20 protein-coding genes are annotated in these 24,282 nt (G+C 52.8%); 10 read left to right on the top strand and 10 right to left on the bottom strand.

Features of this window, described 5'->3' with window-relative positions:
* The 10 genes from nusG (at position 1) to AC5JPW_RS13870 (ending at position 15,070) form a co-directional block, all read left to right on the top strand.
* Positions 1–546 (top strand): transcription termination/antitermination protein NusG, encoded by a 546-nt coding sequence (gene nusG / locus AC5JPW_RS13915; protein ID WP_002438628.1) that lies wholly within the window; start codon positions 1–3, stop codon positions 544–546.
* A 156-nt stretch (positions 547–702) separates the two neighbouring features.
* On the top strand, positions 703–1,131 hold the full coding sequence (rplK, locus tag AC5JPW_RS13910; protein ID WP_058914236.1) for a 50S ribosomal protein L11: 429 nt from the start codon (positions 703–705) through the stop codon (positions 1,129–1,131).
* A 3-nt stretch (positions 1,132–1,134) separates the two neighbouring features.
* Positions 1,135–1,839, top strand: coding sequence for a 50S ribosomal protein L1 (gene rplA / locus AC5JPW_RS13905; RefSeq protein ID WP_494241108.1), 705 nt, complete (start codon positions 1,135–1,137; stop codon positions 1,837–1,839).
* A 292-nt stretch (positions 1,840–2,131) separates the two neighbouring features.
* Positions 2,132–2,629, top strand: a complete 498-nt coding sequence (gene rplJ / locus AC5JPW_RS13900) for a 50S ribosomal protein L10 (RefSeq protein WP_007704673.1) — start codon at positions 2,132–2,134, stop codon at positions 2,627–2,629.
* 66 nt (positions 2,630–2,695) lie between these two features.
* Complete coding sequence (gene rplL, locus AC5JPW_RS13895; RefSeq protein WP_437434178.1) at positions 2,696–3,061, top strand: 50S ribosomal protein L7/L12; 366 nt, start codon at positions 2,696–2,698, stop codon at positions 3,059–3,061.
* A 320-nt stretch (positions 3,062–3,381) separates the two neighbouring features.
* The gene (gene rpoB / locus AC5JPW_RS13890; protein ID WP_494241106.1) at positions 3,382–7,410 is read left to right on the top strand and encodes a DNA-directed RNA polymerase subunit beta; all 4,029 of its coding nucleotides are present in this window, start codon (positions 3,382–3,384) and stop codon (positions 7,408–7,410) included.
* Between the two features lie 76 nt (positions 7,411–7,486).
* The gene (gene rpoC, locus AC5JPW_RS13885) at positions 7,487–11,710 is read left to right on the top strand and encodes a DNA-directed RNA polymerase subunit beta' (RefSeq protein ID WP_494241104.1); all 4,224 of its coding nucleotides are present in this window, start codon (positions 7,487–7,489) and stop codon (positions 11,708–11,710) included.
* 510 nt (positions 11,711–12,220) lie between these two features.
* Entirely contained in the window at positions 12,221–13,474 is a 1,254-nt protein-coding gene (gene ulaA / locus AC5JPW_RS13880) for a PTS ascorbate transporter subunit IIC (protein ID WP_494241102.1), read from the top strand.
* Between the two features lie 56 nt (positions 13,475–13,530).
* Positions 13,531–13,854, top strand: a complete 324-nt coding sequence (locus tag AC5JPW_RS13875; RefSeq protein WP_494241100.1) for a cupin domain-containing protein — start codon at positions 13,531–13,533, stop codon at positions 13,852–13,854.
* Between the two features lie 151 nt (positions 13,855–14,005).
* Entirely contained in the window at positions 14,006–15,070 is a 1,065-nt protein-coding gene (locus AC5JPW_RS13870) for an alpha/beta hydrolase family protein (protein WP_494241099.1), read from the top strand.
* Here the strand turns inward: AC5JPW_RS13870 and AC5JPW_RS13865 are convergent.
* The 10 genes from AC5JPW_RS13865 to thiC all read right to left on the bottom strand — a co-directional run bounded on the left by AC5JPW_RS13865 (position 14,988) and on the right by thiC (position 24,220).
* Entirely contained in the window at positions 14,988–16,031 is a 1,044-nt protein-coding gene (locus AC5JPW_RS13865) for a helix-turn-helix domain-containing protein (protein WP_494241098.1), read from the bottom strand. The genes AC5JPW_RS13870 and AC5JPW_RS13865 overlap by 83 nt on opposite strands.
* Before the next feature lie 157 nt (positions 16,032–16,188).
* Complete coding sequence (locus tag AC5JPW_RS13860; protein ID WP_494241096.1) at positions 16,189–16,509, bottom strand: PTS lactose/cellobiose transporter subunit IIA; 321 nt, start codon at positions 16,507–16,509, stop codon at positions 16,189–16,191.
* Between the two features lie 4 nt (positions 16,510–16,513).
* Complete coding sequence (locus AC5JPW_RS13855) at positions 16,514–16,819, bottom strand: PTS sugar transporter subunit IIB (RefSeq protein ID WP_437434185.1); 306 nt, start codon at positions 16,817–16,819, stop codon at positions 16,514–16,516.
* Positions 16,820–16,938: 119 nt separating this feature from the next.
* Positions 16,939–18,507 (bottom strand): sensor domain-containing diguanylate cyclase, encoded by a 1,569-nt coding sequence (locus AC5JPW_RS13850; protein ID WP_494241094.1) that lies wholly within the window; start codon positions 18,505–18,507, stop codon positions 16,939–16,941.
* A gap of 324 nt (positions 18,508–18,831) precedes the next feature.
* Positions 18,832–19,986 carry a 2-iminoacetate synthase ThiH gene (gene thiH, locus AC5JPW_RS13845; RefSeq protein WP_494241092.1) on the bottom strand — a complete coding sequence of 385 codons (1,155 nt, stop codon included), beginning with the start codon at positions 19,984–19,986 and terminating at the stop codon, positions 18,832–18,834.
* Complete coding sequence (gene thiG, locus AC5JPW_RS13840; protein ID WP_494241091.1) at positions 19,983–20,753, bottom strand: thiazole synthase; 771 nt, start codon at positions 20,751–20,753, stop codon at positions 19,983–19,985. Before thiG ends, thiH begins: the two co-directional genes overlap by 4 nt.
* Position 20,754: 1 nt before the next feature.
* Positions 20,755–20,955 (bottom strand): sulfur carrier protein ThiS, encoded by a 201-nt coding sequence (thiS, locus tag AC5JPW_RS13835; protein WP_494241089.1) that lies wholly within the window; start codon positions 20,953–20,955, stop codon positions 20,755–20,757.
* Complete coding sequence (locus AC5JPW_RS13830) at positions 20,939–21,694, bottom strand: HesA/MoeB/ThiF family protein (RefSeq protein WP_494241087.1); 756 nt, start codon at positions 21,692–21,694, stop codon at positions 20,939–20,941. The genes thiS and AC5JPW_RS13830 overlap by 17 nt, the downstream gene beginning before the upstream one ends.
* The gene (gene thiE, locus AC5JPW_RS13825; RefSeq protein WP_494241086.1) at positions 21,687–22,322 is read right to left on the bottom strand and encodes a thiamine phosphate synthase; all 636 of its coding nucleotides are present in this window, start codon (positions 22,320–22,322) and stop codon (positions 21,687–21,689) included. Before thiE ends, AC5JPW_RS13830 begins: the two co-directional genes overlap by 8 nt.
* Positions 22,322–24,220 carry a phosphomethylpyrimidine synthase ThiC gene (gene thiC, locus AC5JPW_RS13820; protein ID WP_494241084.1) on the bottom strand — a complete coding sequence of 633 codons (1,899 nt, stop codon included), beginning with the start codon at positions 24,218–24,220 and terminating at the stop codon, positions 22,322–22,324. The genes thiE and thiC overlap by 1 nt, the downstream gene beginning before the upstream one ends.
* Between the last annotated feature and the right edge of the window lie 62 nt (positions 24,221–24,282).

Raw genomic sequence — 24,282 nt, 5'->3', positions numbered from 1 at the left:
ATGTCTGAAGCTCCTAAAAAGCGCTGGTACGTCGTTCAGGCGTTTTCCGGTTTTGAAGGCCGCGTAGCAACTTCGCTGCGCGAGCATATCAAATTACACAATATGGAAGAGTTGTTTGGTGAAGTCATGGTGCCGACCGAAGAAGTGGTCGAGATCCGTGGTGGCCAGCGTCGCAAAAGCGAGCGCAAATTCTTCCCAGGCTACGTGCTGGTACAGATGGTCATGAACGACGCAAGCTGGCACCTGGTGCGCAGCGTACCGCGCGTAATGGGCTTCATCGGTGGTACTTCCGATCGTCCGGCACCGATCAGCGACAAAGAAGTTGATGCGATTATGAACCGCCTCCAGCAGGTTGGTGATAAGCCGCGTCCGAAAACGCTGTTCGAACCGGGTGAGATGGTCCGTGTTAGTGATGGTCCGTTTGCTGACTTCAACGGTGTGGTTGAAGAAGTCGATTACGAGAAATCTCGTCTCAAAGTTTCTGTTTCAATCTTCGGTCGTGCGACCCCGGTTGAGTTGGACTTTGCTCAGGTCGAAAAGGCCTAAGTTATCGATCAAAAAGGCAGCGATTAAATCGTTGCACAAGGCGCGAAATTGGCATACAATTTCGCGCCTTTTGTTTTTACGGGCCTTGCCCGTAAAACGAATATTTATCACGGGGAGCCTCTTTGAGGCGCTATTACCCAATCTGAGGATTTAAGAATGGCTAAGAAAGTCCAGGCCTACGTCAAGCTGCAGGTTGCAGCTGGCATGGCAAACCCGAGCCCACCGGTTGGTCCGGCTCTGGGTCAGCAGGGTGTTAACATCATGGAATTCTGTAAAGCGTTTAACGCAAAAACTGATTCCATGGAAAAAGGTCTGCCAATTCCGGTTGTTATCACCGTTTATGCCGACCGTTCTTTCACTTTCATTACCAAAACGCCTCCGGCAGCAGTTCTGCTGAAGAAAGCGGCTGGTATTAAGTCTGGTTCCGGTAAGCCGAACAAAGACAAAGTGGGCAAAATCTCCCGCGCTCAGCTGCAGGAAATCGCTCAGACTAAAGCCGCGGACATGACTGGTGCTGATATTGAAGCGATGACTCGCTCAATTGAAGGTACTGCACGTTCCATGGGCCTGGTAGTGGAGGATTAAGAAATGGCTAAACTGACCAAGCGCATGCGCGTGATCCGTGACAAAGTTGATGCGACCAAACAGTACGACATCAACGAAGCCGTTGCTCTGCTGAAAGAGCTGGCCACTGCTAAATTCGTAGAAAGCGTAGACGTTGCCGTTAACCTCGGTATCGACGCGCGTAAATCTGACCAGAACGTACGTGGTGCAACTGTACTGCCGCACGGTACTGGCCGTTCCGTTCGCGTAGCCGTATTTACCCAGGGCGCAAACGCTGAAGCTGCTAAAGCTGCGGGCGCTGAACTGGTAGGTATGGAAGATCTGGCTGACCAGATCAAAAAAGGCGAAATGAACTTTGACGTTGTTATTGCTTCCCCGGATGCAATGCGCGTTGTTGGTCAACTGGGTCAGATCCTGGGCCCACGCGGCCTGATGCCAAACCCGAAAGTTGGTACTGTAACCCCTAACGTTGCTGAAGCGGTTAAGAACGCTAAAGCGGGTCAGGTTCGTTATCGTAACGACAAAAACGGCATCATCCACACCACCATCGGTAAAGTGGACTTCGATACTGACAAATTGAAAGAAAACCTGGAAGCTCTGCTGGTTGCGCTGAAAAAAGCTAAACCGACTCAGGCTAAAGGCGTGTACATCAAGAAAGTTAGCATCTCCACCACCATGGGTGCAGGTGTTGCAGTTGACCAGGCTGGCCTGAGCGCTGCTGCAAACTAATACCTTTACGTGGGCGGTGGATTTGTCTACAATCTTACCCCCACGTTTGCTAACGAAAGTTAGCAGGTAAAAAGATTTGTTCGTTGGAGCCTGGCCTATCCAGGCCTCCGTCGAAGACCGCAGGTGTTTCGCAAGAAACTTAATCCCCTGCGTAGACGGTGACAGAACGCTAAGATTATTTTTTGATACTCTGGCTTGTTTCTGCTCACCGTATTAAGACGCTCACTCCTTTGGAGTGAGTGAAGTGAGTTCCAGAACATTTTGTTCTGGCAAACATCCAGGAGCAAAGCTAATGGCTTTAAATCTTCAAGACAAACAAGCGATTGTTGCTGAAGTCAGCGAAGTAGCCAAAGGCGCGCTGTCTGCAGTAGTTGCGGATTCCCGTGGCGTAACTGTGGACAAAATGACCGAACTGCGTAAAGCAGGTCGCGAAGCCGGCGTATACATGCGTGTTGTTCGTAACACCTTGCTGCGTCGTGTTGTTGAAGGTACTCAGTTTGAGTGCCTGAAAGACGCGTTCGTTGGTCCGACCCTGATTGCATATTCTATGGAACACCCGGGCGCTGCTGCTCGTCTGTTCAAAGATTTCGCGAAAGCGAATGCAAAATTTGAGGTCAAAGCTGCAGCCTTTGAAGGTGAATTGATCCCGGCATCGCAAATCGATCGCCTGGCAACTCTGCCGACCTACGAAGAAGCAATTGCACGCCTGATGGCAACCATGAAAGAAGCTTCGGCTGGCAAACTGGTTCGCACTCTGGCTGCTGTTCGCGATGCAAAAGAAGCTGCTTAATCGCAGTTATCTTTGTAAAGCATCTGCTTACGTATAAACTTATTCTGATTTTCAGGAACAATTTAAATGTCTATCACTAAAGATCAAATCATTGAAGCAGTATCCGCTATGTCCGTAATGGACGTTGTTGAGCTGATCTCTGCAATGGAAGAAAAATTCGGTGTTTCTGCTGCTGCTGCTGTAGCTGTAGCTGCTGGCCCGGCTGAAGCTGCTGAAGAAAAAACTGAATTCGACGTAATTCTGAAAGGCATCGGCGCTAACAAAGTTGCTGTTATCAAAGCAGTACGTGGCGCAACTGGCCTGGGTCTGAAAGAAGCTAAAGACCTGGTAGAATCTGCACCTGCTGCCCTGAAAGAAGGCATCAGCAAAGACGACGCCGAAGCACTGAAAAAATCCCTGGAAGAAGCTGGCGCTGAAGTTGAAGTTAAATAAGCCAACCTTTCCGGTTGCAGCCTGAGTAATTAGGCTGATGGCTGGTGACTTTTTAGTCACCAGCCTTTTTGCGCTGTAGGGTACCGGTAGCATTTCTCACTGTTTGACTACGGGTTACCTGTTCAATGTTTGTTTCTATCTATGACTTAATATACTGCGGCAGAGCGCCAGTTCTGTGTAAACCGCAATGAAATGATTTAAGCGTGATAGCAACAGATATTGCGGAAAGTTTTCTATTTTCCGATCAACAAAATGGTGTTGCATAAACTGTCCATTCGACGGACAGAGTGGGTCGACTTGTCAGCGAGCTGAGGAACCCTATGGTTTACTCCTATACCGAGAAAAAACGTATTCGTAAGGATTTTGGTAAACGTCCACAAGTACTGGACATTCCATATCTCCTTTCTATCCAGCTTGACTCGTTCCAGAAGTTTATCGAGCAAGATCCCGAAGGGCAGTACGGTCTGGAAGCAGCTTTCCGCTCCGTGTTCCCAATTAAAAGCTACAGCGGCAATTCGGAGCTGCAATACGTTAGCTACCGTCTGGGCGAACCAGTATTTGACGTCAAAGAATGTCAAATCCGTGGCGTAACCTATTCCGCACCGCTGCGCGTAAAACTGCGTCTGGTGATCTACGAACGTGAAGCGCCGGAAGGCACCGTTAAAGACATCAAAGAGCAGGAAGTCTACATGGGTGAAATTCCGCTCATGACTGACAACGGTACCTTTGTTATCAACGGTACTGAGCGTGTTATCGTTTCTCAGCTGCACCGTAGTCCGGGCGTCTTCTTTGACTCCGACAAAGGTAAAACCCACTCTTCGGGTAAAGTGCTGTATAACGCGCGCATCATTCCTTACCGTGGTTCCTGGCTGGACTTCGAATTCGATCCGAAGGACAACCTGTTCGTACGTATCGACCGTCGCCGTAAATTGCCTGCGACCATTATTCTGCGTGCGCTGAACTACACCACTGAACAGATCCTTGACCTGTTCTTTGAGAAAGTTGTTTTCGAAATTCGCGACAACAAGCTGCAAATGGAGCTGTTGCCGGAACGTCTGCGTGGTGAAACTGCCTCCTTCGATATCGAAGCTAATGGCAAGATCTACGTAGAAAAAGGCCGTCGTATTACTGCGCGCCATATTCGTCAGCTGGAAAAAGACGAGATTCAGCACATCGAAGTACCGGTTGAGTACATCGCAGGTAAAGTCGTTTCTAAAGACTATATCGACGAATCTACCGGCGAGCTGATCTGCCCGGCGAACATGGAGCTGAGCCTGGATCTGTTGGCTAAGCTGAGCCAGTCTGGTCACAAACGCATTGAAACGCTGTTCACCAACGACCTGGATCACGGTGCGTACATTTCTGAAACTGTTCGCGTCGACCCAACCAACGACCGTCTGAGTGCGCTGGTAGAAATCTACCGCATGATGCGCCCGGGCGAGCCGCCGACCCGTGAAGCAGCTGAAACCCTGTTTGAGAACCTGTTCTTCTCTGAAGACCGTTACGATCTGTCTGCTGTAGGTCGTATGAAGTTCAACCGTTCGCTGCTGCGTGACGAGATTGAAGGTTCCGGCATCCTGAGCAAAGACGACATCATTCAGGTTATGCGTAAGCTGATTGGTATTCGTAATGGTCAGGGTGAAGTCGATGATATCGACCACCTCGGCAACCGTCGTATCCGTTCTGTTGGCGAAATGGCGGAAAACCAGTTCCGCGTTGGCCTGGTACGTGTTGAGCGTGCGGTGAAAGAGCGTCTGTCTCTGGGCGATCTGGATACCCTGATGCCTCAGGATATGATCAACGCCAAGCCGATTTCTGCAGCAGTGAAAGAGTTCTTTGGTTCCAGCCAGCTGTCTCAGTTTATGGACCAGAACAACCCGCTGTCTGAGATTACGCACAAACGTCGTATCTCTGCACTCGGCCCAGGTGGTTTGACCCGTGAACGCGCAGGCTTTGAAGTTCGAGACGTACACCCGACTCACTACGGTCGCGTATGCCCAATCGAAACGCCTGAAGGTCCGAACATCGGTCTGATCAACTCCCTGTCCGTGTACGCACAGACTAACGAATACGGTTTCCTCGAGACTCCGTACCGTAAAGTGACTGACGGTGTTGTAACCGACGAGATTCACTACCTGTCTGCTATCGAAGAAGGCAACTACGTTATCGCTCAGGCGAACTCCAACCTGGATGACGAAGGCCACTTTGAAGAAGACTTGGTAACCTGTCGTAGCAAAGGCGAATCCAGCTTGTTCAGCCGCGACCAGGTTGACTACATGGACGTTTCCACCCAACAGGTGGTTTCCGTCGGTGCGTCCCTGATCCCGTTCCTGGAACACGATGACGCCAACCGTGCATTGATGGGTGCGAACATGCAACGTCAGGCCGTTCCAACTCTGCGTGCTGATAAGCCGCTGGTTGGTACCGGTATGGAACGTGCTGTTGCCGTTGACTCCGGTGTAACTGCGGTGGCTAAACGTGGCGGTCTGGTTCAGTACGTGGATGCCTCCCGTATCGTTATCAAAGTTAACGAAGACGAGATGTACCCGGGCGAAGCGGGTATCGACATCTATAACCTGACCAAGTACACCCGTTCTAACCAGAACACCTGCATCAACCAGATGCCGTGCGTGTCCTTAGGTGAGCCAATTGAGCGCGGCGACGTGCTGGCTGATGGCCCGTCCACCGATCTGGGTGAACTGGCGCTGGGTCAGAACATGCGCGTAGCGTTCATGCCGTGGAATGGTTACAACTTCGAAGACTCCATCCTCGTATCCGAGCGTGTTGTTCAGGAAGACCGTTTCACCACCATCCACATTCAGGAACTGGCATGTGTGTCTCGTGACACCAAGCTGGGGCCAGAAGAGATCACCGCTGACATCCCGAACGTGGGTGAAGCTGCGCTCTCCAAACTGGATGAGTCCGGTATCGTTTACATCGGTGCAGAAGTGACCGGTGGTGACATTCTGGTTGGTAAGGTAACGCCGAAAGGTGAAACCCAGCTGACGCCAGAAGAGAAACTGCTGCGTGCGATCTTCGGTGAGAAAGCGTCTGACGTTAAAGACTCTTCTCTGCGTGTACCGAACGGTGTCTCTGGTACCGTTATCGACGTTCAGGTCTTTACCCGCGATGGCGTAGAAAAAGACAAACGTGCGTTGGAAATCGAAGAGATGCAGCTCAAACAGGCTAAGAAAGACCTGTCTGAAGAACTACAGATCCTCGAGGCTGGCCTGTTTGGTCGTATCTACGCGGTGCTGGTTGCAGGTGGTGTTGAAGCTGACAAGCTCGACAAACTGCCGCGCGATCGCTGGCTGGAACTGGGCCTGACCGACGAAGAGAAACAAAATCAGCTGGAACAACTGGCTGAGCAGTATGACGAACTGAAACACGAGTTCGAGAAAAAACTCGAAGCGAAACGCCGCAAAATCACTCAGGGCGACGATCTGGCACCAGGCGTGCTGAAAATCGTCAAAGTATATCTGGCCGTTAAACGTCAGATTCAACCGGGTGACAAAATGGCAGGCCGCCACGGTAACAAGGGTGTTATCTCTAAGATCAACCCGATCGAAGATATGCCTCACGACGCTAACGGTACGCCGGTAGACATCGTGTTGAACCCGCTGGGCGTACCGTCTCGTATGAACATCGGTCAGATCCTCGAAACTCACCTGGGTATGGCTGCTAAAGGTATCGGCGAGAAAATTAACGCCATGCTGAAGCAGCAGGAAGAAGTCGCGAAATTGCGCGAATTCATCCAGCGTGCGTACGATCTGGGTACCGACGTTCGTCAGAAAGTCGACCTGAATACCTTCAGCGATGAAGAAGTATTGCGTCTGGCTGAGAACCTGAAAAAAGGTATGCCGATCGCAACGCCTGTCTTCGATGGTGCAAAAGAGTCTGAAATCAAAGAGCTGTTACAGCTGGGTGGCCTGCCGAGTTCCGGTCAGATCACACTGTTTGACGGCCGTACCGGTGAGCAGTTCGAGCGTCAGGTAACCGTAGGTTACATGTACATGCTGAAACTGAACCACCTGGTTGATGACAAGATGCACGCGCGTTCTACCGGTTCTTACAGCCTGGTTACTCAGCAGCCGCTGGGTGGTAAGGCGCAGTTCGGTGGTCAGCGTTTCGGGGAGATGGAAGTGTGGGCGCTGGAAGCATACGGCGCGGCATACACCCTGCAGGAAATGCTTACCGTTAAGTCTGATGACGTGAACGGTCGTACCAAGATGTATAAAAACATCGTGGACGGCAACCATCAGATGGAACCGGGTATGCCGGAATCCTTCAACGTACTGTTGAAAGAGATTCGTTCGCTGGGTATCAACATCGAGCTGGAAGACGAGTAACTCTCGCTCAAACAGGTCACTGGTGTCGGGGTAAAACCCGACGCCAGATTGTGCTAACTCCGACGGGAGCAAATCCGTGAAAGATTTATTAAAGTTTCTGAAAGCGCAGACTAAAACCGAAGAGTTTGATGCGATCAAAATTGCTCTGGCCTCGCCAGACATGATCCGTTCATGGTCTTTCGGTGAAGTTAAAAAGCCGGAAACCATCAACTACCGTACGTTCAAACCTGAGCGTGACGGCCTTTTCTGTGCGCGTATTTTCGGGCCAGTAAAAGACTACGAGTGCCTGTGCGGTAAGTACAAGCGCCTGAAACACCGTGGTGTGATCTGTGAGAAGTGCGGCGTTGAAGTGACCCAGACTAAAGTACGCCGTGAGCGTATGGGCCACATCGAGCTGGCGTCTCCGACTGCTCACATCTGGTTCCTGAAATCTCTGCCGTCCCGTATCGGCCTGCTGCTGGATATGCCGCTGCGCGATATCGAACGTGTTCTGTACTTCGAATCTTATGTGGTTATCGAAGGCGGGATGACGAACCTGGAACGTAACCAGATTCTGACCGAAGAACAGTATCTGGACGCGCTGGAAGAGTTCGGTGACGAATTTGATGCGAAAATGGGTGCGGAAGCTATCCAGGCCCTGCTGAAAAGCATGGATCTGGAGCAAGAGTGCGAGCAGCTGCGCGAAGAGCTGAACGAAACCAACTCCGAAACCAAGCGTAAAAAGCTGACCAAGCGTATCAAGCTGCTGGAAGCGTTCGTTCAGTCTGGTAACAAACCAGAGTGGATGATCCTGACCGTTCTGCCGGTTCTGCCGCCAGATCTGCGTCCGCTGGTACCGCTGGATGGTGGTCGTTTCGCTACATCAGATCTGAACGATCTGTATCGTCGCGTTATCAACCGTAACAACCGTCTGAAACGTCTGCTGGATCTGGCTGCGCCAGATATCATCGTACGTAACGAAAAACGTATGCTGCAGGAAGCTGTAGATGCCCTGCTGGATAACGGCCGTCGCGGTCGTGCCATCACCGGCTCTAACAAACGTCCTCTGAAATCTTTGGCCGATATGATCAAAGGTAAACAGGGTCGTTTCCGTCAGAACCTGCTCGGTAAGCGTGTTGACTACTCCGGTCGTTCTGTAATCACCGTAGGTCCATACCTGCGTCTGCATCAGTGCGGTCTGCCGAAGAAAATGGCACTGGAACTGTTCAAACCGTTCATCTACGGCAAGCTGGAACTGCGTGGCCTCGCCACCACCATCAAAGCCGCTAAGAAAATGGTTGAGCGTGAAGAAGCTGTCGTTTGGGATATCCTGGACGAAGTTATCCGCGAACACCCGGTACTGCTGAACCGTGCACCAACCCTGCACCGTTTGGGTATTCAGGCATTTGAACCGGTACTGATCGAAGGTAAAGCTATTCAGCTGCACCCGCTGGTTTGTGCGGCATATAACGCCGACTTCGATGGTGACCAGATGGCTGTTCACGTACCGCTGACGCTGGAAGCCCAGCTCGAAGCGCGTGCGCTGATGATGTCTACCAACAACATCCTGTCCCCAGCGAACGGTGAGCCAATCATCGTTCCTTCACAGGACGTTGTATTGGGTCTGTACTACATGACCCGTGACTGTGTTAACGCCAAAGGCGAAGGCATGGTGCTGACTGGCCCGAAAGAAGCTGAGCGTATTTATCGCGCTGGCCTGGCCTCTCTGCATGCGCGCGTTAAAGTGCGTATCACCGAATACGAAAAAGATGAAAACGGTAAGTTTGTTGCGAAAACCAGCCTGAAAGACACGACCGTTGGCCGTGCGATTCTGTGGATGATCGTACCTAAAGGTCTGCCGTTCACTATCGTGAACCAGGCACTGGGTAAGAAAGCCATCTCTAAGATGCTGAACACTTGCTACCGTATTCTGGGCCTGAAACCGACCGTTATTTTTGCGGACCAGACGATGTACACCGGCTTTGCTTATGCAGCGCGTTCAGGTGCATCCGTTGGTATTGATGACATGGTCATCCCGGAGAAAAAACACGAGATCATCAGCGAAGCAGAAGCTGAAGTTGCTGAGATCCAGGAGCAGTTCCAGTCTGGTCTGGTAACCGCGGGCGAACGCTACAACAAAGTTATCGATATCTGGGCAGCGGCGAACGATCGTGTATCCAAAGCGATGATGGACAACCTGCAGACCGAAACCGTTATTAACCGTGACGGCGTCGAAGAGCAGCAGGTTTCCTTCAACAGCATCTACATGATGGCCGACTCCGGTGCGCGTGGTTCTGCAGCACAGATTCGTCAGCTGGCAGGTATGCGTGGTCTGATGGCGAAGCCAGATGGCTCCATCATCGAAACGCCAATCACCGCGAACTTCCGTGAAGGTCTGAACGTACTCCAGTACTTCATCTCCACGCACGGTGCGCGTAAAGGTCTGGCGGATACCGCACTGAAAACAGCGAACTCCGGTTATCTGACGCGTCGTCTGGTTGACGTTGCGCAGGATCTGGTTGTGACCGAAGACGATTGTGGCACCCTCGAAGGTATCACCATGACCCCGGTTATCGAGGGTGGTGATGTTAAAGAGCCGCTGCGCGATCGCGTTCTGGGCCGTGTAACTGCTGAAGATATTCTGAAGCCGGGTACCGCAGACATTCTGGTTCCACGCAACACACTGCTGCACGAGCACATGTGTGACCTGCTGGAAGCGAACTCTGTTGACTCAGTGAAAGTACGTTCAGTTGTATCCTGTGACACCGACTTTGGTGTATGTGCGCACTGCTATGGTCGTGACCTGGCGCGTGGCCACATCATCAACAAAGGTGAAGCAATCGGCGTCATCGCGGCACAGTCCATCGGTGAACCGGGTACACAGCTGACGATGCGTACGTTCCACATCGGTGGTGCGGCATCTCGTGCGGCTGCTGAATCCAGCATTCAGGTGAAAAACAAAGGTAGCATCAAGCTCAGCAATGCGAAGTCTGTTGTTAACTCCGCAGGCAAGCTGGTTGTGACCTCTCGTAACACCGAGCTGAAACTGATCGACGAATTCGGTCGTACCAAAGAAAGCTATAAAGTGCCTTACGGTGCTGTTATGGGCAAAGGCGATGGCGAGCAGGTTGCTGGCGGTGAAACCGTAGCAAACTGGGATCCACATACCATGCCGGTAATCACCGAAGTGGCTGGTTTCATCCGCTTCACCGATATGATCGACGGCCAGACGATTACTCGTCAGACCGACGAACTGACCGGTCTGTCTTCCCTGGTGGTTCTGGATTCTGCAGAACGTACTGCGGGTGGTAAAGATCTGCGTCCGGCACTGAAAATCGTTGATGCTAACGGTAACGATGTTCTGATCCCTGGTACCGATATGCCTGCTCAGTACTTCCTGCCGGGTAAAGCGATTGTTCAGCTGGAAGATGGTATTCAGATCGGCGCAGGTGATGCTCTGGCGCGTATTCCGCAGGAATCCAGCGGTACCAAAGATATCACCGGTGGTCTGCCACGCGTTGCGGACCTGTTCGAAGCACGTCGTCCGAAAGAGCCAGCTATTCTTGCGGAAATCACCGGCATCATTTCCTTCGGTAAAGAAACCAAAGGTAAACGTCGCCTGGTTATTACCCCACTGGATGGCAGCGATCCGTACGAAGAGATGATTCCGAAATGGCGTCAGCTCAACGTGTTCGAAGGTGAACGTGTAGAACGTGGTGACGTGGTTTCCGACGGTCCGGAAGCGCCGCACGACATTCTGCGTCTTCGTGGTGTTCACGCAGTTACCCGTTACATCACCAACGAAGTACAGGACGTTTACCGTCTGCAAGGCGTTAAGATTAACGATAAACACATCGAAGTTATCGTTCGTCAGATGCTGCGTAAAGCGACCATCGAAAATGCAGGTAGCTCCGACTTCCTGGAAGGCGAGCAGGTTGAATACTCCCGCGTCAAGATCGCAAACCGCGATCTGGAAGCGGGTGGCAAAATTGCGGCAACCTTTGCACGCGATCTGCTGGGTATCACCAAAGCGTCTCTGGCAACCGAGTCCTTCATTTCTGCGGCATCGTTCCAGGAAACGACTCGTGTTCTGACCGAAGCAGCTGTTGCGGGTAAACGCGACGAACTGCGCGGTCTGAAAGAGAACGTTATCGTGGGTCGTCTGATTCCGGCCGGTACTGGTTATGCGTACCACCAGGATCGTATGCGCCGTCGTGCAGCGGGCGAACTGCCTGCAGCACCGCAGGTGACTGCTGAAGACGCATCTGCCAGCCTGGCAGAGCTGCTGAACGCAGGCCTGGGTGGTTCAGATAACGATTAATCGTTTCTGATACGCTGATCTAAGCAAGCTGCACCCCAAAAGTTGGATACCAACTGAGTAAGGTGCAGTTTTTTTATCCCTTCTCTTTACCACACTCTTTCCCTGCCGATATGCCTTTACCTGTCTCACTTTGGGTAAGTAAAACCCAAGATTAATTAAAATGAAATGGTGTTTTAGTTGTGTTCGTCACAATTTCTTTTTTACTGTTTGTTAAAATGCATATCGTACCCAGAGGCATTGCCCAAATTGTTTCTCATATCAAAAATGCGAGGTTTCATTTCGGCACGCTGTTAATAATGTATTAACTCAGATTCAACGTTACTGGTTCTTTTTTGCCAGGGGTACTTTGCGCGTATATAAAAGAAAGTCATTAAATTGTTTTAAACATATAAAAACAATAATGCGAGATTGAATTCTCGAGAATCCTTTCGTTTTAAATTTACTGAAATACTAACTAAAACATAAAGCATTATCAGTTAATAGTCATTAATTATGGTGAGAAGGGTTTATATGGATTACGTAATAAAAATATTAGGCACGCCCGCGATTATCATTGCCTTCATTGCTTTTTTGGGACTGGCGTTACAGAAAAGCAGTGTGACCAATATTATTAAAGGTACACTTCTGGCGTTTATTGGTTTTGTTCTGATCAAAACCGGTGGTAGCATCCTCGGTGGTGTACTGACGATGTTTAGCGATCTCTTCACCAATGCCTTTGGACTCCGCGGTGTGGTGCCCAGTAATGAGGCTATCATGGCGCTGACCATTGATAAACTTGGCAGGCCGGCGGCATTTATTCTGTTTTTCGCCATGATTATTAATATACTCATGGCACGTTATACTCGCTTTAAAGCTATTTACCTGTCACTGCATTTAATTGTATTTATGTCATTTTCCGTGACTGCTGCACTGATTGGGTTAGGTTATAGTGAACAATTTTCCATTATTTTTGGTTCTCTGGTAATTGGTTGCTATATGGCAATATTCCCGACACTACTGTCGCGGTTTAGCCAGAAAATCATCGGCCACAATGATTACTGTATTGCTCATGCTGCATCCAGTTCATATCTTATTGGATCATATCTGGGTAAATGGTTGGGGAATACCGCAACCAACGTAGAAGAAGTTAAAGTTAGCGACAAATTCAGTTTTCTGAAAAATCCTGATGTCGCCACATTTATTACCATGTTCTGTTTGCTGGGCATTTCCTCCATCTTTGCCGAACATGCTTATCTCGAGAAAATGCTGGCCGGTAAACCCTATCTGGTCTGGTTGTTAGAAAAATCCGCGACCTTTGCGGGCGGTTTGTATATCGCCAAAAAAGGCGTTGTCATGTTCACCGAAGAGATCGTCCCCGCATTTAAAGGGTTTTCACAGATTGTCGCTCCAGGTTCTATTCCAGCCGTGGATCCGATGGTGCTTTTTGATAAATCGCCGAATGCGGTGCTGATCGGTTTCCTGGTCAGCTTTACCGCTGAACTGTTCTGCGTCGCGCTGTTCCCGCTAATTGGCCTGCCGATTATTATCCCGGGCATTATGGCGAGCTTTATCACCGGGGGCAGTGCTGCCATTTTTGGTAATGCAACCGGTGGGTTCAGAGGGGCGATTATTGCGAGTTTCGTGAACGGACTGTTGCTTTGTGTCCTTCCTGCACTGGTTCTGCCGTTGTTTAGCCATCTCGGCGTCGACAGTGTGACCTTCGCTGACCCGGACTTCACGTTCCTGTCCGCTATCATCAAGTACACGTTTGGTTTATCCCATTAATCCTGCTGCGGGCCTGAATTGCAGGCTCATACATTCTGTTTTAGCGAGGTGCATGCATGTTTATCTATAGAAATGAAACAGTCCTTCAGGACCTGGGTGCCGGTGTTACCCGCCGGATTCTGGCCCACGGTGGCGGTATGATGGCGGTCGAGGTCAATTTTACTGAAGGTGCCATCGGGCCGATGCACAGTCACCCGCACGAACAGCTGACCTATGTGCTGTCTGGCCGTTTCAGTTTTACGATCGACGGTGTAACGAAGGAAGTGGGGGCTGGCGATACGCTCTATAAAAAGCCGAATGTTGAACACGGATGCATCTGTCTGGAAGCGGGAACGTTGCTGGATACGTTCACTCCCCAGCGTGAAGACTTCTTGTCTTAAACATCTTGGTTTTGAATGAAAGCCAAAACCCGCTCCGGCGGGTTTTTTTATGTCCAAAACACAACAAAAAAGACCTCGATCGCGTTTCAGGACGCACTATAGGGGCGGGGCTGCTAAAAAGTCCGGGTGTTTATTAACCGGAAATGCCCTTATGTTTCGATATTTTTCTGCTCTCTTCATCGCCCTTTTGTTCAGCCAACTTGCCAGCGCCGATGTTGGGTTTCGTCAGCTCAGGCTCAATAGTGAAAACGATCGTCCGATTGACGCTGCACTTTGGTATCCCACTTCCGATGAGGGAAAACCTGAGCTGGTGGGAGAGAACATTGTATTTTTTGGCACTCCAGCCCATCGTGATGCCAAAACTGTAGTGCAACGCCACCCACTCTTACTGCTTTCGCACGGCTACGGTGGTAACTGGCGGAACCTCAACTGGCTTGCCAGTCGAATGGCGCAGCAGGGTTATATTGTGGCGGCAGTCGATCACCCCGGAACTACTACCCTGAACAAGGAAACGCGTGCTGCACAACAACTCTGGCGGCGTCCGCATGACCTGACGCTTTTGCTCGATTATTTGCTAAAAACCCCTGAGCTTGCCGGGCCTGTTGACCCTGAGCGCATTGCGGCAGTCGGCCATTCTCTGGGGGGCTGGACGGTCATCGAACTGGCAGGCGGGCTGTTTTCAGCGGGCCGCTTCTTAGAGGATTGCAAAACCCATCAGGCGTTAGGTGGCTGCAGGCTGACACAGGTTCTGGGGATTGATAAACCAGAATCAGCTACTCCGCTGGCGGCGAGCCGACGAGATGCACGTATTAAAGCGGTGGTATCTCTGGATTTGGGGCTGGCGCGAGGATTCACGCCAGAGAGTTTGGCTCAGATTTCAGTTCCTGTGCTGGTAATGGGTGCCCAGGCGGACAGTGACGACGTTCCCGCACGCCTTGAATCGGGTTATCTGGTCGACTCACTCTCGAAAAACTTGCGTCGCTACGTCAGTGTTGCGGGGGCAACCCACTTTAGCTTTATGCAAAACTGTAAGCCGGGTGCTGAAGCGTTGATTGATGCCCAGGATCCGGGTGACAGCATCGTGTGTCGCGACGGGGGAAGTTTAAGCCGGGAGGCGATTCATCAGCACCTGTTCACGACGATAAGTCAGTTTTTAAATCAGGCTCTGAGTTATCAGCCGCGGAACGACGAAAATCACCAGGACTCATCCCGCTAACGCGCGCAAATTCGCGGTTAAAGTTGGATTTAGTCGCGAAACCGGCTTCCAGCATGATCTGGGTTACAGGGGCATCCGATTGCAGCAGCAAGCGCTGTGCATGCTGAATACGAAAGCCATTAATCCACTGAGAGACATTGCAGCCTCGCGTCCGGTTGATTGACCGGGATATTTGCCGTGCAGGTATCCCGGTCTTTCGCGCCAGGGCGTTTAAGGTGAGGTCCGGGTCGAGGAAGAGTTCACGTGTAGCCAGTATATTTTCCAGGTGCTGGCAGAGATTTTCGTCTTCCGGAGCCACAACCTCTGGCACGGTGGCATCCTCGGTCAGGCTGAGAGGGGAGGCGGTAACTCTGCGGCCGGTAAACAAAATCGCAAGGCAGATAAACGGCAGCAGGATCCCTTGCGAAATGGCGACCAGTAAGGGCGCGTGTTGCCCGCCGTACTGGCTGAAGTCCCAGGCGATGGCTAAGTCGGTCAGGCTCGAAAAACAGAGAAAACAGCCAGCAGCAAAGGCCATTATGGAAGTGGTCGGTGAATCGCTAAGCCGTGTCAGTACAAAGGCATCAGCCCCGGCGAGGGCGGTTCTCAGCAGCGCAATGCCATAACCCAGATACAGCAGCACCAGCACGGCATCCGTTGCATCGGGCCAGGCAAAATTCATCAGCAAAGCCAGGACGGGCGGCATGATGGATGTTGCGATATGCCAGGCTTTCTTCTGTCCGGTGAGATCGGTAAAGCAACGCCATACCAGCGGCGGGAAAAGGATCGCCAGCAGTGACTGAAGCTGGCGAAGAAGGGCAGCATCAAATGCCCAGCGCAGGGCCGACATCATCACCAACAGCGTGCAGCCTGCAATGAAATACATCACGCCTCGCGATTTTTCGCCCGGTTGCAGGCATACCTTAGCCAGCAAAATCAGCAGGATGAAAAGCGTGAAGACGGGGAAGGGGAGTGAAGGCATGGGATAACCTGCGTCATGGATTCTGGCGGCAGAAAGAATGCCTATGTTGTGCCACAAATTGCTGAAAAAAACACGCCACCAGATAGCGCGTTGACAGTCACCCAAAAAACAAAATGCCCGAAAGGTCGGGCATCATGTATGACTGATAAACAGCTAATTATGTGTTGACGGGCGGCAGGCGGCGGTACAGTTCAATCATATCTCCCGCCAAATCCTGGATGACCATGGCATTCATCAGGTGATCCTGCGAGTGCACGGTAATCAAGTTGACCGGCAATTTACCTGTTCCTTCATCAAGCCCAATGAGCTGGGTCTGGATTTTGTGCGCGTTTTTCACAAATTCGTGTGACTCTTCCATCGCCTGTTCGGCACCGGCAAAGTCGCCTTTGCGCGCGAGTTGTAATGCCGTCAGTGCCTGGCTACGTGCTGCCCCTGCGTTGACGAGGAGCTCCATAATAATGGTTTCTAAATCTTCCACGCGCTTACTCCATCAGCTTGAGGGCTTTTTCCAGAACGACATCACCTTTCATCATGCCGTAATCCATCATGTCGATAACCGCGACTTTTTTGCCTAATGGATCGGCCTGTGCCTGCAGTTTCGCCTGTTCATATTTCACCTGCGGGCCCAGCAGCACAATATCTGCGGTGGCGATATTGTCTTTGAATTCCGCTACCGGAACCGCTTTGATGGTTACTTCAACCCCTTTTTTCTGCGCTGCGTCTTTCATGCGTTGAACCAGCATGCTGGTGGACATTCCCGCAGCACAGCATAAAACGATGTTTTTCATAGTCAGCCTCGACGTGGATGGGATAACTGATAATTATCCCGCCATGCTCGCTTCAACAACCGCATTTCCATGAATGTGTGTATAGCATCACAAACATTCACCCTGTTGGCTGAAACCGGTTACAGGGAGGTTGACGAACCAGGGGAAAGCGACTCACTACGCATAACAATCTGATTCTTACCTTGTTGTTTGGCCTGGTATAACGCTTCATCGACGCTCTTGACGAGCTGTTCCAGTGACTCCATTTGCCATTCACCCAGCCCCGCGCTGAAGGTGACAGAGAGCCCTGTTTCCCGCCAGTCCCGATTCGCCACGTTAACACGCCACTGCTCCAGAATTTGCCGAGCCTCAGGGGGTGACAATGCCGGGAAGATCACTGCAAATTCTTCACCACCATAGCGGTAAAGAGAGATGTGCTTCGGCTGTAACACCTGGAGACCTTCGCGCGCCACATTGCGCAGCACAATATCGCCACTCAGGTGCCCCCAGGTATCATTGATGGATTTGAAATTATCAATATCTACCATGGCCAACGAGTAGGGCTGCTGAGTGTTCATCAACGCGGCGATGTCGGTGTCAAATGCCCGGCGGTTTTTGCAATTGGTCAGAGCGTCCATGGTCGCCTGCCTGACCCAGGCCTGTTCCCGCTCTTTATTGCTGACAATCGCCTTGCTGAGCATCGCTTCCAGCTTCGGCGTCTGCTGTACATCACCCGTCTTAATGGCATTAAGGATATTGAGCAGCACGGTGCGCGAGGCGTAGCGCAAATAGAGTCCGAAGAGCATGACAGTGATTGCTGCTGCGCCGAATCCCCAGCCGACCACGAGTGTTTCATCCCGCAGAAGATTTTCCAGCGTGTCGCCCGGCACGAGATAAATGGCAAACCAATCCGGATTGGTCAACGAGCTGTAGTAGATCCAGGTGTCTCGTTTCTCGTCATGAAGCATGCCTTCGCCGCTGTTCATCTCTGCCATGCGAGTCTGCTGAGAGAACGCCTGAAAGAGTACCCCCGTGTCGGGGTGCAGCATGACCTTACCGCTGCGATCCACCACGAAAAACTCGCCCTGCATAGGGGATTGCATTCTCCTCAGGCCGTAGCTGATGGTTGCCAAATCGAGGTGGAACGCCAGCGTGCCTTTCAGTGTACCTTCCGGGGAAATGACCGGCTTATAAACCGAGACCGTCGGGTGATGGGTAAAGAAGTCGTCGTAAGCATCAGTGTACTTCGTGAACGTGCCTGCTTCGGCCTGGCGTACAAACCACGGGCGCGTTTTGGGGTCGAAGCCCCGGCTCTCTTCGTTGTCAAAGACCACCGGCGCACGCAGATAATGCCCTTGTGGATCTGCCAGCGAAATCGAGGAGACGGAGGGCATAAGTCTCAGTAGCTGCATCAGCGACTGCAATCCTTCAGGCGACGCCAAATTCACCGCATTGTTGAGCCGGTCATAACGGGAGAAATAGGCGGCGGCCTGTTCAAGGATATAGTCGTTACCCTGAAAAATAGCTTCGGTGTAGTTAGTCGCAATATTATGCGTAAAAGTTTGGTTAACTTTATGATAATTATCGATAATGTCTTTTCTTTGGCTCAAGGCGACCAGTGTGGCAATAACCACCAGACAGAGAAATATGCCGGTAAAGCTCACCAGTATGGGCGTAGTGAACGAGAGTTTTCGGCTGTGCATTTTCATTATCTTCGATAGCGTTAGACAGTGGCCTGAAAAGTATAGGCAAGTGTGACGCGGTAAAAGAATCCGACGTTAAATGCTGATAATCCATTCAGCAGGTTAATGCTACATCATTGAATATCAATGACGGTCATGTTGCGTAATGAAACATTGTTCTGGCTGACTTATGTCAATTTAAACGCGACCCTTTTTCCTCAAAGAGAGGCGGGGTGGCTGAGAGAGGAGTGCCACCCCGGACAGCATCCGTTGCTGACCTGAGTAGCTTAAGGAAGAGGTAGCGGGGCCACCACCACCCCATTCTTATTTCCCGAGACGGCTCGACAACAATCAGCGTGTTACAGCAACACGTGAAATGTTTTGCGGCGCGCGTCCCAGCCAGCTGTCCCAGTCTTTCCATACGGGTTGCAGCCCTCGCGCTTCCAGAGCGAGGGCCACTTCCTCTGGCCGACGAGCATCATGCGGTGAAAACTGCTCCAGTTCAGGATGGTTATCGGCATAACCGCCGGGCTGGGTTTTCGAGAACGCACTGACATTGTTGATTGCCAGTGGAATGACATTGTCGCGAAACCACGGTGACTCCCGGGTAGAAAGCGAGAGCTCAATATCCGGAGAGAACAGACGGAAGGCACAAATGGTTTGTACCAGTTGTCGCTCATCCATGAGTGAAGCGGGTTCGATGCCCCCAGCACAAGGGCGTAGGCGCGGGAACGAGATGGAATAACGGCTTTGCCAGTAGTGCTGCTGTAGCCACATCAGGTGTTCCGCCATCATGTAACAGTCCACTCGCCAGCTGTCGGAAAGGCCAATCAATGCGCCGAGGCCAATTTTATCGATACCGGCCTGCCCGAGCCTGTCCGGGGTTTCCAGTCGCCAGAAGAAATCCTGTTTGTTCCCTTTCAGGTGGTGCCGGGCATATTGTGCTTCATGCCAGGTTTCCTGATACACCATCACCCCGTCCAGTCCGAGCGTTTTCAGTTCGGCGTACTCCTCAGTGGACATTGGCTGCACTTCCATTTGCAGGGAGGCAAACTGACGGCGGATCGCTGGCAGGTGGTGACGGAAATAGTCCATGCCCACTTTTCCCTGGTGTTCACCCGTCACCAGTAGCAGGTGCTCAAAGCCCATCTCGCGAATGGCTGCGCACTCACGGGCAATCTCTGAGGCCTCCAGCGTTTTGCGCTTGATACGGTTGCTCATCGAGAAGCCACAATAGGTACAGTCATTGGCGCAAAGGTTGGAGAGATAAAGCGGGACGTAAAAGCTCACCGTGTTGCCAAAACGCTGTCGCGTAAGACGCTGAGCTTTTTGCGCTAATGGCTCCAGGAATGCGCTGGCGGCGGGGGAGAGCAAGGCCATTAAATCGTCCCGGCTGAGCTGGGACACACTCAGTGCCCGTTCCACATCGGCGGCGGTTTTGCTGTTGATGCGAAGCCGGATGTCATCCCAGTCAAGGGTGCGCCAGCGCTCGGTAAAGGTCTTCACGCGGTAACCTCCAGAAAGCCGGTTAACGGGCTGGTGGCGCTGGCATACTGGCTGCGCGCACCGGGAATAGCCTGGCGTGCGAGTACGCCCGCTTCGACGGCAAGGCGAAAAGCCTGCGCCATCTGCACCGGATCCTGCGCCACCGCAATGGCCGTATTCACCAGAACCGCGCTGGCCCCCATTTCTAACGCCTGTGTTGCATGACTGGGGGCACCGATCCCGGCATCCACCACCACCGGCACCGTCGCCTGTTCGATGATGATCTCCAGCATCGCCCGGGTTTCCAGCCCCTGATTAGAGCCAATAGGCGCGCCGAGAGGCATGACGGCAGCGCAGCCGACCTCTTCAAGACGCTTACAAAGCACCGGATCCGCCCCGCAGTAAGGCAGCACCACAAATCCCTGTTTGACCAGCGCTTCGGCGGCTTTCAGCGTCTCGATGGGGTCAGGCAGAAGCCAGCGGGCATCCGGGTGAATTTCCAGTTTGAGCCAGTGGGTGCCGAGTGCTTCTCTCGCCAGTTGAGCGGCAAAAATGGCCTCTTCTGCCGTTTTTGCCCCTGACGTATTAGGCAGAAGAGTGACACCCGCGGCAACCAGTGGCGCCAGAATGGCATCATTGTGCTGGCGTAAGTCCACGCGCTTCATGGCCAGCGTCACCAGCTGGCTACCTGAGGCGCGAATGGCATCGATCATCACCGTTGAAGAGGCGAATTTTCCGGTTCCGGTAAAAAGGTGTGAATCAAAGGTTTTATCCGCAATACGCAACATCTCAGCCCCCTGCAATAACCTGAAAAAGCAGGATCTGATCGCCGTCCTGCAAACGATGCAGATCCCACTGCTCACGCGGCAGGATCTGCTGATTAAGCGCCAACGCGGCACCGGGTTTGAACTGATCGAGTTGATCCAGCAGTGCCGAAACGGTCAGCGTGTCGTTAACGTCCATGGGGGCATCATTAAACAGAATCTGCATGTTGCCCTCCACAGACCGGGCAACCGCTCGACCGGCGGAGCGCGAGACTTCGCCAACTATTGGCACGGGCATCGAAAAGACGGAGCTCGTTGGTGTTGGTGTTCATGCCGCTCAGAAGCTTGATGGCTTCCAGCGCCTGGAGGGTGCCCATTACGCCCACGACCGGGCCAATCACACCAGCGGTGCGGCAGTTGCGTTCAGGCTCGCTCTCATCCGGCCATAAGCAGCGGTAGCAGCCGTGGGTCCAGGGCGGAGTGAGTACCATCAACTGGCCGCCAAAGCCGACCGCACTGGCGGTCACCAGCGGGGTACCGGTGCTGACGCAGGCGGCATTGATCGCCTGGCGGGTTGCCATATTGTCGGTGCAATCCAGTACCACATCGGCGTTTTTCACCGCATGAAAGAGTGCCTCTCCGGCAAGACGCTGCTCAAGGGCGATCAACGAAATCTCCGGGTTCAGCCGCCCTAATCGCTGCTTCGTGACCTGCGATTTGGAACGGGCAATATCGTCCGTGGTGAAGACGATCTGTCGTTGCAGGTTACTCAAATGCACATCGTCATCATCCGCCAGCACCAGCGTGCCAACGCCTGCGCCTGCCAGGTAGAGTGCAGCCGGTGAGCCTAACCCTCCCAGCCCGACAATCAGCACCTGGCTGGTGAGTAGCTTTTGCTGCCCATCGATGGCGATATCTTCCAGCAGCATCTGGCGGCTATAGCGCATAAAGTCGCGATCATTCATCGCCCACCCCCGCAAGTTTCAGTAACTGCGCTGTGGCGTCACGCCAGTCAGCGGCTTGCGTTATGGCGCTGACCACCGCAATGCTGCCTATGCCGGTTGCCAGCACCTCGGGGGCTCGTGCAAGGCTAATACCGCCAATGGCGACAGTAGGGTAATCCGCCAGCCGATCGATATGAGCCGCCAGCTGCGCCAGCCCCTGCGGTGCGGAGGGCATCTGTTTGGTCTGGGTTGGGAAGACGTGGCCGAGCGCGATGTAAGAGGGACGAGCCGCCAGTGCAATATCGATTTCCATATCGTCATGGGTGGAGACGCCGAGGCGCAGGCCCGCCTGTTGAATGGCCTTTAGATCGGTGGTTTCCAGATCTTCCTGGCCCAGATGCACGCCATAGGCGCGGTGTTTCACCGCCAGCCGCCAGTAATCGTTGATGAACAGGCGGGCGTCGTAGCGACGCCCCAGTGCGATGGCGGCCACCACGTCTGCTTCAACTTCGTCATCGTGCTTATCCTTGATGCGCAGTTGAAGGGTACGAACGCCCGCCTCCAGCAGGCGTTCAATCCATTCCACGTTGTCCACCACCGGGTAGAGTCCCAGCCGGAACGGTACTGCCGGGAAATCAGGCTGATACATTATGCCTCCTCTTTTTTGAGGTAGATTTCGCCGCCTTTGGCGCGGAAGTTCTCTGACATATCCGCCATCCCCACTTCGATGGTTTGTGCGGCGGCGTAGTCGCGCACTTCCTGGCTGATTTTCATCGAACAGAACTTCGGGCCGCACATGGAGCAGAAATGGGCGACTTTGCCGGATTCCTGCGGCAGGGTTTCATCGTGGTAGGCACGGGCGGTGAACGGGTCGAGCGCCAGGTTAAACTGGTCTTCCCAGCGGAATTCGAAGCGTGCTTTGGACATCGCGTTATCGCGGATCTGCGCGCCGGGATGGCCTTTGGCAAGATCCGCAGCGTGGGCGGCGATCTTGTAGGTAATCAGCCCCTGCTTCACGTCCTCTTTGTTCGGCAGACCGAGGTGCTCTTTCGGCGTCACATAGCAGAGCATGGCGCAGCCAAACCAGCCGATCATCGCCGCACCAATGCCAGAGGTGAAATGGTCATAGCCCGGTGCGATATCGGTGGTCAATGGCCCCAGGGTGTAGAACGGCGCTTCATGGCAGTGCTCCAGCTCTTCGGTCATATTGCGGCGGATCATCTGCATCGGCACATGGCCTGGGCCTTCAATCATCACCTGCACGTCGTACTCCCAGGCAATTTTGGTCAGCTCGCCGAGCGTGTGCAGTTCGGCGAATTGCGCTTCGTCGTTGGCATCCTGAATGGAGCCAGGGCGCAGGCCATCACCCAGCGACAGCGAAACGTCGTAAGCCGCGCAGATTTCACAAATTTCACGGAAGTGTTGGTAAAGGAAGTTTTCCTGATGATGTGACAGGCACCATTTTGCCATGATGGAACCGCCGCGCGAGACGATACCGGTCAAGCGTTTGGCGGTCATCGGCACATAGCGCAGCAGCACTCCCGCATGAATGGTGAAGTAATCCACGCCCTGTTCAGCCTGTTCCAGCAAGGTGTCGCGGAAAGCTTCCCAGGTCAGGTTTTCGGCAATGCCGTTGACCTTCTCCAGCGCCTGATAGATTGGCACTGTACCGATGGGAACCGGGCTGTTACGCAGGATCCACTCGCGGGTTTCGTGAATATAACGGCCTGTTGAGAGATCCATGACAGTGTCTGCACCCCAGCGCGTGGACCACACCAGTTTTTCCACCTCTTCTTCGATAGAGGAGGTGACCGCGGAGTTACCGATATTGGCATTCACTTTCACCAGGAAATTACGGCCAATAATCATCGGCTCAGATTCCGGGTGATTAATGTTGGCGGGGATGATGGCACGCCCGGCAGCGACTTCGTCGCGCACAAACTCCGGGGTGATATTTTCCGGCAAATTCGCGCCAAAGCCGTGGCCGGGATGCTGCTGGCGCAATACCTCACCGCGAATTCGCTCACGCCCCATATTTTCACGAATGGCGATGAACTCCATCTCCGGTGTCACCATCCCTTGACGGGCATAGTGGAGCTGCGTGACGCACTGACCGGCTTTTGCCCGCTTTGGCGTCAGTAAACCGATAAAGCGCAGGTCGTCCAGGCCGTCATCCGCCAGGCGCTCTTTGGTATAGGCTGAACTGCGGTCAGTTAATTCTTCGCTGTCGGCACGGGCGTCAATCCACGGCTGGCGGAGTTTTGCCAGCCCTTGCTGGACGTCAATCGCCACATCTGGATCGCCATACGGGCCTGAGGTGTCGTACACCGGAATGGCTTCGTTCTCTTCGTACTGCGGGTTGTCTTTGCTACCGCCCAGCAGCGTGGGGCTGAGCTGGATTTCACGCATGGGAATACGGATATCGGTGCGTGAGCCGGTGATGTAAATGCGTTTTGAGTTGGGGAAGGCGGTCCCTTCCAGGGTATCGATAAAGTGCTGCGCCTGGGCGCGTTGTTCACGACGGGTCAGTTTAGTAGTGGCAGACATAGCTCATTCCAAAAGTTAAGGACATGGCTTGTCAGACGACGGATGGAGTAATGGATGTGCGC

This window comes from Phytobacter sp., from assembly GCF_059074235.1.
The sequence above is the reverse complement of the archived record's forward strand: the minus strand, read 5'-3'. Positions and strand labels throughout refer to the sequence as shown.